This is a genomic window from Pseudoalteromonas sp. Isolate6 (assembly GCF_022398435.1).
Lineage (GTDB): Bacteria > Pseudomonadota > Gammaproteobacteria > Enterobacterales > Alteromonadaceae > Pseudoalteromonas > Pseudoalteromonas galatheae.
This window is the reverse complement of sequence record NZ_JAKEVK010000192.1, coordinates 1-8,927: the sequence shown is the minus strand read 5'-3', so window position 1 is coordinate 8,927 and position 8,927 is coordinate 1. Positions and strand designations below refer to the sequence as shown.

Annotated in this window: 6 protein-coding genes; 2 read left to right on the top strand and 4 right to left on the bottom strand. The window is 41.2% G+C overall.

Annotated features, from left to right (window positions below):
• The first annotated feature begins 17 nt into the window (after window positions 1-17).
• Window positions 18-1,037: a ferrochelatase gene (hemH, locus tag L1D50_RS18850; protein WP_128727133.1), complete on the top strand. Its 1,020-nt coding sequence runs from the start codon at window positions 18-20 to the stop codon at window positions 1,035-1,037.
• A 55-nt stretch (window positions 1,038-1,092) separates the two neighbouring features.
• Here the strand turns inward: hemH and L1D50_RS18845 are convergent, their stop codons facing one another.
• The 3 genes from L1D50_RS18845 to L1D50_RS18835 all read right to left on the bottom strand — a co-directional run bounded on the left by L1D50_RS18845 (window position 1,093) and on the right by L1D50_RS18835 (window position 6,900).
• Window positions 1,093-3,639, bottom strand: coding sequence for a GGDEF domain-containing phosphodiesterase (locus L1D50_RS18845; protein ID WP_239966597.1), 2,547 nt, complete (start codon window positions 3,637-3,639; stop codon window positions 1,093-1,095).
• 166 nt (window positions 3,640-3,805) lie between these two features.
• Window positions 3,806-5,215, bottom strand: a complete 1,410-nt coding sequence (locus L1D50_RS18840; protein WP_128727131.1) for a TIGR00366 family protein — start codon at window positions 5,213-5,215, stop codon at window positions 3,806-3,808.
• A gap of 95 nt (window positions 5,216-5,310) precedes the next feature.
• A complete protein-coding gene (locus L1D50_RS18835; RefSeq protein ID WP_128727130.1) occupies window positions 5,311-6,900 on the bottom strand; it encodes a sensor domain-containing diguanylate cyclase in 1,590 nt (529 codons plus the stop codon).
• Window positions 6,901-7,129: 229 nt separating this feature from the next.
• Here L1D50_RS18835 and L1D50_RS18830 point away from each other — a divergent pair, with 229 nt between their 5' ends.
• On the top strand, window positions 7,130-7,324 hold the full coding sequence (locus L1D50_RS18830; protein ID WP_239966596.1) for a hypothetical protein: 195 nt from the start codon (window positions 7,130-7,132) through the stop codon (window positions 7,322-7,324).
• A 214-nt stretch (window positions 7,325-7,538) separates the two neighbouring features.
• Here L1D50_RS18830 and L1D50_RS18825 read toward each other — a convergent pair whose 3' ends face one another.
• On the bottom strand, window positions 7,539-8,723 hold the full coding sequence (locus tag L1D50_RS18825) for an ectonucleotide pyrophosphatase/phosphodiesterase (protein WP_239966595.1): 1,185 nt from the start codon (window positions 8,721-8,723) through the stop codon (window positions 7,539-7,541).
• Window positions 8,724-8,927 lie beyond the last annotated feature (204 nt).

The following is an 8,927-nucleotide window of genomic DNA, read 5'->3' as shown; positions in this document are numbered from 1 at the left end:
AATCTAAGGAGCGTTAGGTGTCTCGCTTTTCAGCCATTACAGATAATCCCCATGAAGGCCGATTTAATTCCAAAACGGGTATTCTTATTACGAATTTAGGTAGCCCTGATGCACCAACGGCTAAAGCACTTAGAGTTTATCTAGCTGAGTTCCTCTCCGACCCCCGAATCGTTGAAATTCCAAGACTAATTTGGTTAATCATTTTGCATGGGATTATTCTACGTGTTCGTCCTAAAAAATCAGCCCATGCCTATCAATCAATTTGGACCGATGCAGGCTCTCCGTTGATTACCATTAGTCGAGCGCAAACTGATAAAATAGAAAAGCAACTACGAAGTGAAGGCTTTGAAGAGATAGAAGTTGAACTCGCGATGCGCTATGGTAACCCATCGATTGAATCTGGGCTTGAAAAATTAAGAGAAAAAGGTGTTTCTCGCATTATCGTTGTGCCGCTATATCCTCAATACTCCAGCGCGACAACAGGCTCAACCTTTGATCAGATCTCCAAAGTGCTTAGGGGCTGGCGCTGGGTTCCCGAACTGCATTTTATTAATGGCTATCATAAACACCCCCTTTATATAGAGTCTTTAGCTAACTCCATTAGGGAGGACCTTAAGGCGAATGGTGAGCCAGATAAACTGGTTTTTTCATATCATGGTACACCAAAACTATTTCTAGATAGAGGCGATCCGTATCATTGTTTTTGTCAGCAAACGACTCGATTAGTTGTTGAAAAACTCAATCTTGATAAAGAAAAAGTCATGACAACCTTCCAAAGTCGTTTTGGCAAAGCAGAATGGTTGCAACCCTATACGGACAAAACACTTGAGAGCTTTCCGAGTCAAGGTATTAAAAACGTCGCAATATTAAGTCCGGCTTTTAGTGCAGATTGCTTGGAAACGTTAGAAGAGTTGGAAGTAGAAAACCGCGAGGTCTTTGAGTCTGCTGGCGGTGAAAAGTACCGTTATATTCCTGCGTTAAACGAGCGTGATGACCACATTAAAGCGATAACTGCTTTGATAAAGCCCCTATTGTAATAAAGGCTCAGTAGTAACCATACTTTTTTAAGGTGTGATATCAAATCATCACACCTTACTTTTCAACTGCACTTTGTGTTTGCTCTGCAAAAGCATTTGTTGTTAATAACTCCAGACAAGCTTCAATCGGTTTCGCCGGACTGTAAAAGAACCCTTGAATATGATGGCAGCCGAGCTCTCGCAGCTTTTCAAGTTGAGTGAATTGCTCAACCCCCTCTGCTATCACTCCAATCCCCAATTGATCACTCAGCTTTATAAGACAGTCTATCATTACTTGCTTGTTGTAATCAGACATTAAGCTGTCGACAAAGCTCTTATCTATTTTTAGGTAATCGACCTGATTTTCTATTAAGTTACTTAATGATGAATAGCCAGTACAAAAATCATCAAGTGATACTTTGACGCCATGCTCTCTTAGTTGGTTGAGCGTTTTCCATGTATAGCGATTCGTGGCAAGTGATTCAGTTACTTCAATGGTAATTGCTTCATACGGGATCTTGGCTTTTTCAATAGCACAGGTGATTAACTTCACCTGATTAATACTGGCTTTAAACTCGCTAACGGAACGATTAATAGAAATCCCTATATCTGTGAAACCAGCATGATGAATTTTTGCTAAGTCTTGACAGCTACGCTCAAGCACAAACTGTCCAACTAAATGGATAAGACCAAACTCTTCAGCAATAGGAATAAAAGTGCCGGGCGACACCATGCCGTATTCATCATCAAACCAACGCACTAGTGCTTCAAACTTTGTGATGTGATTTGTGTCAGCATTTACGATTGGCTGGTAGTATACAGTTAGCGATCTTTCTTTAAGTGCTTGTTTCAACTTGTCCTTAAGCTTTATTTTGTTTAAATAGGCGTTTTGAATTGCCGCATTGTGTAGGGCTACCTGCCCGCGCTCAGTTTTTTTCACACTGTTAAGTGCATGCGCCGCGTTTCTCAATAAATTTGCAGCAGTGATCCGTGAACCTGCTTCGAGTTGTGCAACTCCCGTCGAGCAAGTAACTTCAATGGTAATTTCATTAAATACATAAGGTTGAGAGAGTTTCTGTGAAAGCTTCTGGGCAACTTTAAGTGCACTTTCTACATCGCTATGAGTGAGCAATAGCGCAAATTCATCACCACCATACCTTGCGATAATATCATTTTGTCGAACGGCATTTTTTAATCGTTTTGCAACAGATATAAGTACCTTATCGCCAATCTCCGGGCCAAAAACATCGTTGACTTCTTTAAACCTATCCAAGCCAATAAAAAGTAGTGAGCAACTGGTATTGTTACTTCTAGAACCTGAGATCTGCTCTTCTAGGCGCTGCATAAAGCTGCGGCGATTTAAAAGTGCTGTTAGCGGCTCATGGTTGGCGTAAAAGGTGAGTTGGGACTCGTTACGCTTCCACTCAGTAATGTCTCTAAAAATGCCAACATAGTTAGCGATTTTACCATGCTCGTCTTTGACGACACTGAGCGTTAGCTCTTCAGGGTAAATTTGACCATTTTTACGACGATTATGGATCTCCCCTTTCCAATGACCAAGTGTACTCAACGACGCCCACATGGCTTCATAAAAAGATTTGTCTTGCTTACCAGAGGAAAGAACTGCAGGGTCTTGCCCCAACAATTCATAGCCTGTGTAGCCCGTTAAGCGCTCAAATGCACGATTCACCATAATAATTTTATTGTCATTGTTGGTGATCATAATCGCTTCAGTGGCATGCTCGAAGACAACATTGGTCAGCTCAAGCTGTTTATTAAGCGAAGAAATGTAACTAATATCTTGTATGGTTGCGGTGAAGATTACATCATCTATGTTTTGATCATCTGGCTCAACCTGTCCGATAATTCGCAGTAGACCATGATGTTCTGTCCGTGACGCTAACGAAACTTGTAAATCTATATTACGAACAGCACCTAACCTTACCTTTTCCAATGCAACCCTTAACCTTTCACTATCTTCTATCATGAGCTTATCAAGAAGTAACGATAATGTAGGTGAATCTGCTTGTGTTTTCAGCAAATGATTTAAATGAGAGGAAAAATAGTGTTTGTTTTGTTTAAGCTGCCAAGTCCAAGTACATAAATCTGCTATCTGCTCGCCTTTTGCAAGCTGTTTGAGCAAAATACCTTGTTTATTTAGCTCTAAGTTATGACTAAGCTCGGTTGAGATCAGGTGTCCTAGCTCTTGAAACCATAGTTTTTCTTCACGGCTAACATGTTGTTCCTTGTTAAATAAACAGACCATGATACCGATTGGAGTATGATCTAACGCTCTTAGCGTTACTCCTAAATATCCTTCTATACTGAGGACACGAAGAATTTCATCCTCTTCATACAGTTGTTGTAGGCCACTGGTAACACTGCAAACGCCATTACTTGCCTTCGCGTCAAAGCATGGCGTGCCTTCTAGGTCATAAATGATATTGTCGACTTCTTCACCATCCGCAAGGTACATCACGGTTTTTACACGTTTGTCGTTATCGATAAACTTACCCACAAAGCAGTGATCAGCATCAAAGCGCTCGTACAATTGCTTTAAGGCAAATTGATAACGCTGGCTGGTGGATGTCATATTGTAAAAATGGCTAAACGATAAATTCATAGAAGTCTGTAGGGCCAATCCTAACCAAGAGCTGTGTTTAATAGATAATAATAGTTCATTAAACTACATAGAATATAAACTCAGATCAATAAATTTGCTTTGAGTGATGGTTGGTGGTCAGTGGTAAGAAGATAGCGTCAGTAGACGCCATCTTACTTTAGGGAGATTAGCCGGTAATTTGCGGTTGTACGTCAAGGCCGTAGCCAAACATAACCGCGAGCACTAGCACAGTTGCGGCAGCCAGCATAAGTTTAGCCATTAACGGCATGCAGAATTTAAACCAATGCGTATAAGGAACCCCTGCCATACCAAGGATCCCCATTAATACTGCATTAGTTGGTACTATCATATTGGAGAAACCATCACCAAATTGATAGGCCAGCACTGCAACTTGTCTTGGTACCCCAACTAAATCACCCACTGGAACCATCAATGGCATAGTGACATAAGCCTGACCAGAGCCCGATGGTATGAACATATTTAAAAGCGTTTGGATAATTAACATACCCACCGCCGAAATTTCCGCAGCTACATAAGAAAGTGGTGTAGAAAGGCCATGTACGATGGTGTGCAGGATTTGACCATCCTCAAGAATAAGTGCAATACCACGAGCTACACCAATAAGTACAGCGGTAGTAACAAGGTCAGAGACTCCTTCGATAAATCGATTTGCTGCTTCATCTGCTGAAAGTTTACCAAGGATTGAAATAACGACACCCCACGCGATAAATAAGCCACCTAGCTCGTATAGATACCATCCTTGAGTTGCAATCCCCCAAACCGCACACACGAGAGTCACAACGAAAGTCAGCAAAATAGTTCTATGACGACCATTAAGCTGTGGATAGCTAGGAGCTTCCTGACCCGCAAGTGGGCAAGGCACGCCTTTCATCATAGAATATTCGGGGTTTTGCTGTACCTTTTTCGAATAGTTCCATACATGATGAAATCCAATTAAGACAAATGGAATAAAAATCGCAAATCGTAACCAAATACCTGAGTATACTGGGACTTCAGCGATTTGTTGAGCGATTAATACCGTAAATGGGTTAAATGCTGAAACACCGTAACCAATACCGTAGCCAGCGATAATCATGCCTACCGCGGTCATGGCATCTAATTTCATCGCTTTACAAAGTGCTACCAAAATAAGTACAAAAGGAATGTATTCTCCGGCAGTACCGATAGCGCTTGACGCGATTGCAAAACAGAACACAACCATAAAAATGAGTTTTTGCGGCTTATCACCATTTTTTTCAAGTAAGCGGCCAATTAGCGCATCAACAGTGCCTGTTGCGCGCGCAATAGCGAGTACACCGCCGACTATCATCACAAAGAAGATTACGTCTTGTGCAGCAGCAAAAGCACGAGGGATAGCTTTTAATAGATCCCAAGGAGTAAGACGAACGGACTCATCTGCGATATGGTAGGTACCAGCAAGTACAACTTGTCTACCTGAGTCTGTGGTTGCGGTATCAAAAAAACCTTGTGGAATAATCCAGGTCGACAGCAGTGCAATTAGCATCATACCTAGCAGCAAGACTAGCGTATGAGGAACTTTCAATGTTTTTGCCATGGAAAGTACAGCTCCAAATAAAGGTAACGATAAAAATTGCAACGCATCTTACCGATATTCGGAGCAAATTTCACTTTTTAATATCAGATTTCCAATTATGCTACATTGTGGTTAGCTAAAACGGCGTGCTCAACGCGGTTTCTACCATTGGCCTTGGCCTGATAAAGGCTACGATCTGCAAGTTTAAGCGCGTGATGCAAATCATCAGAACACAATGGCCAGTGAGAAATCCCAAGAGAAATCGTGATATGCCCCGCTTCATCAAATTGAGTTTCAGCAGTGCATGCACGTAAGCGCTCTGCAATGTTTCCCGCCTTATTGATATCTACATGAGGAAGAAACATTAAAAATTCCTCGCCTCCGCTTCGGCACAGATGATCTTGCTCGCGGGCATTGGTGCGCATTAATTCGGCGAGCTTTTGTATTACAATATCACCAACATCGTGACCATAGGTGTCGTTTACTTTCTTAAAGTGGTCTATATCAAGTGCAATAATGCTAAAAGGAATTCGTTGCTCATAGGCCGATTCAAGCCACTTCTCCATTCCGCGTCGGTTAAACAAATGTGTAAGCTGGTCTTGTTTCCGCTCATCATCGAAGCGTTGGATTTGTGCTCCTAAATTTTTTACACTACTTCGCATCGCTTGATATAACCATGTTGCTTCGTAGTACCACGTTGGTACATGTGGGAAGTCGATATTTCGGCCATCCTGAACTTGCTCCGAAAGCTTAGCCAGTCTCCATAAGGGCTTTGCTATGAATGAGCCGAGCCCTAGAACGCAAATGAGTAAAAACACGGTAAATGGCACTGTAGTTTTAAGTACGTGCTTCATGGTGTTTGAGAGATGCGACATGGTCACTTCCAGCGGGCGCTGTGCAACTACGCCCCAGTCGCTTGTAGGCACCAAAGCATAACCAGCAAGCATTGCAACTCCTTGAGTGTTGACGACTTGAGTCGAACCTGAGACTTTCTGAAGTAGTGATCCCACTACTTCATTGTCAGTGACATCCTGTCCTATGCGGTGATCGTCGTGATGATAGATAAGTTTGCCGTTTGGCCCTGTCACAAAAATATAGGTTTTATCTTGATGATGGTGGTTTGCAAGAAGCCGACCTAATATATTGTCTCCTTTTAGGTAAATGCCCGCTGCGATAAAGCCGGCAAAATTCCCTTTGTTATCAAACATTGGATGCGTTGGACTAACCATCAAATTGCCCGCAGGAGAGACAAAAGGTCCGACAATAAAAGGCGCCTGCTCACGCAATGGCGAAGTTTCGGCTTCATTTATAAGCGTTGTCCCAACGACCCCGAGTGAGCTGGGTTGAGCTCCTATGATTTCTCCTTGCGCATTGACCAAGACAATGGAATCAAAGCTATGAGTTCGAGTAAGCATTTGCTTAAGCTCGTTATTTATCAATTCCGGGCTATCCAAGTGTGAGACGATAGTTTCACCCGAGGCTTTTAACTGCATCAGAACCGACTGTAAGAAAAGATCGGTAACATCGGCTAACTTAGTTGCATAAGCGCGGTTTGCTTCTAGTGTATCCTTCACCATCACTTGTTTTTGCACTTGATAACTGGAAAATAATGCGTTAAATAACGAAGCTAGTACGCATAGTGTTGCAAGAATAAGTATTAGCTTTTTTAAGTCTAACCAATGTTTCGCTTTATTAATATGTGCCACTAAAAACTCTCTTTTAATGTACTTCCATGTCATTTTAGCTATTCACATTAGAGAAATAGTTAATCTATATCAAACTCTGGTCTGACCAATAACGAATAGCAATGCCCACATTTTTTGTGCCCGCATTATAACCAGATGGCTAGAAATATTTAGTTTTTTTAACAGATTATTGGTATTGTCGCTGTTCTCGGGTGTAAAATAATCTGAACATGAATACAGCGAAACACTAATGAAGAAAAAGACTACTAACCCACTCGTTGGTCACTTTACACTGGCAAGTCTAGCGCTTGCGGCAATCTGGATGTTTGTATCTGATAGAGATGCATTGCTTGTCCTCAACTCCTTGGTGTTAGTGTATATCGTATTTGCCTTAGCAAGGCGATTGATGAAGTCTACAAATAAGAAGTCTACAAGCAAAAAGTAACCTTTACTGTTTTGTATCAATTTGCTTAATAATGAGACCTACGTTGAGGCGAAAAAACTTGGTTAGTCGAACTAGATAGAAGATTTTTAACGCAGTTAGCGGCATGTTTGTTCCTCCACTTTGAGCAACTGTTAAGACAAATTGGTATTGATTACAGATTAACCTAGTTCAGTGCCAAGGACTGATCATTGACACTGAACAGTTAAAAAATGGGTTATTTTCTAACTAACTTCATTAAGTTTTCTCCCTTACTATCAAGCTTATTGAGCGGTTTGAGCCCCATAATATGTGAAAGCGTTGGGTAAACCTCTAAATTGCTTGCTTGTGTTATCGTTAAGCCTGATTTAAAGGCTGGGCCATGTGCAACAAAGAATGCTGCCATATCGGGCGTTACTTCGTAACCATGAGTGCCATAATAGCTATGCTTACCTCGGCCCATAAATACGATTGGCGCTTTAGCTTGTAAAATAATATCACCTATTCGAGGTGATTCACCTCCATTGAGTTGTAACTTTTGCGCTTTAGTTAAAACATCATAACGGCCTTTAGCTTTTTCACGTAACTGCTTTATAAGCACTCCTTTTTCAAGAGATTTATTGCCTAGCGCATAAAGTGATACTCTCGTTCCGCTATTTTTTATCGTCCAATCTTCAGGTATATCTAGGTCTTCAAGTAGCACGGCTTTGCTAGGCTCTACGCTTGTCATACCGTGATCAGAAACGAGTACTAAGTTTACTTTGATTTTGTCCTTCTTTAGAGTCGCGACGAAATCACCAATTAAGCCGTCAATAAATTGTACAGCTTCTTTTGTTTTTTCATGATCTGGTCCATATCCATGGCCCATGGTATCTACTAGAGAAAAATAGCTGGCAACAAACAATGGCTTTTCGCTTTTCGGTAATTTTAGCCAATTATGAATTTCATTAAGGCGGTTTTTATAATCGGCTTGTTTTGAATAATGATAATAATAGTCTGGTGTCATACCATTGATTCTAGCGTCGGATTCAGGCCAAAAGTAGGCGGCAGATTTATACCCGTGCATTTTCACTAGGTTCCACAAAGGAATACCGCTAATCCATGAGCTATCCACTTTACCCATCCCCATTTTATAACACTCATCACGTTTTTTATCGCAAAAATAGTTATCAACAATACCATGATGGATTGGCTTTAAACCTGTTACGATTGATAAGTGGTTTGGAAAGGTTTTGGTCGGGTATTGAGGCCATAGCTTGGTCACACGAACGCCCTGTTTGGCAAGCTTTGCTATATTCTTTGCGTCGTGCTTTTCGATGTAATCCCATCTGAAACCATCTATAGAGATCAATATAGTTGTGGCGCGCTCAGCAAATGCAGCACAGCTAAAGATGGATAAAGTGAAAAGAAGGATTTTGAGCATGTATAAATTCCTATGTCATAAGAGTACCGCTGCAAAATTAAGAGGCTATGCAGCTTGTTCCGTGTGATTGCGGCCGCATTAAATCACAATGATTTGAAATTTATATTGATTTGCGGTCAGTGGATGACAATTATAGATATTCGGGGAAGGTTAACTTTCACTATGTTGAAGTAGAGCTTAATTAATACTTGATCTATGTCAAAG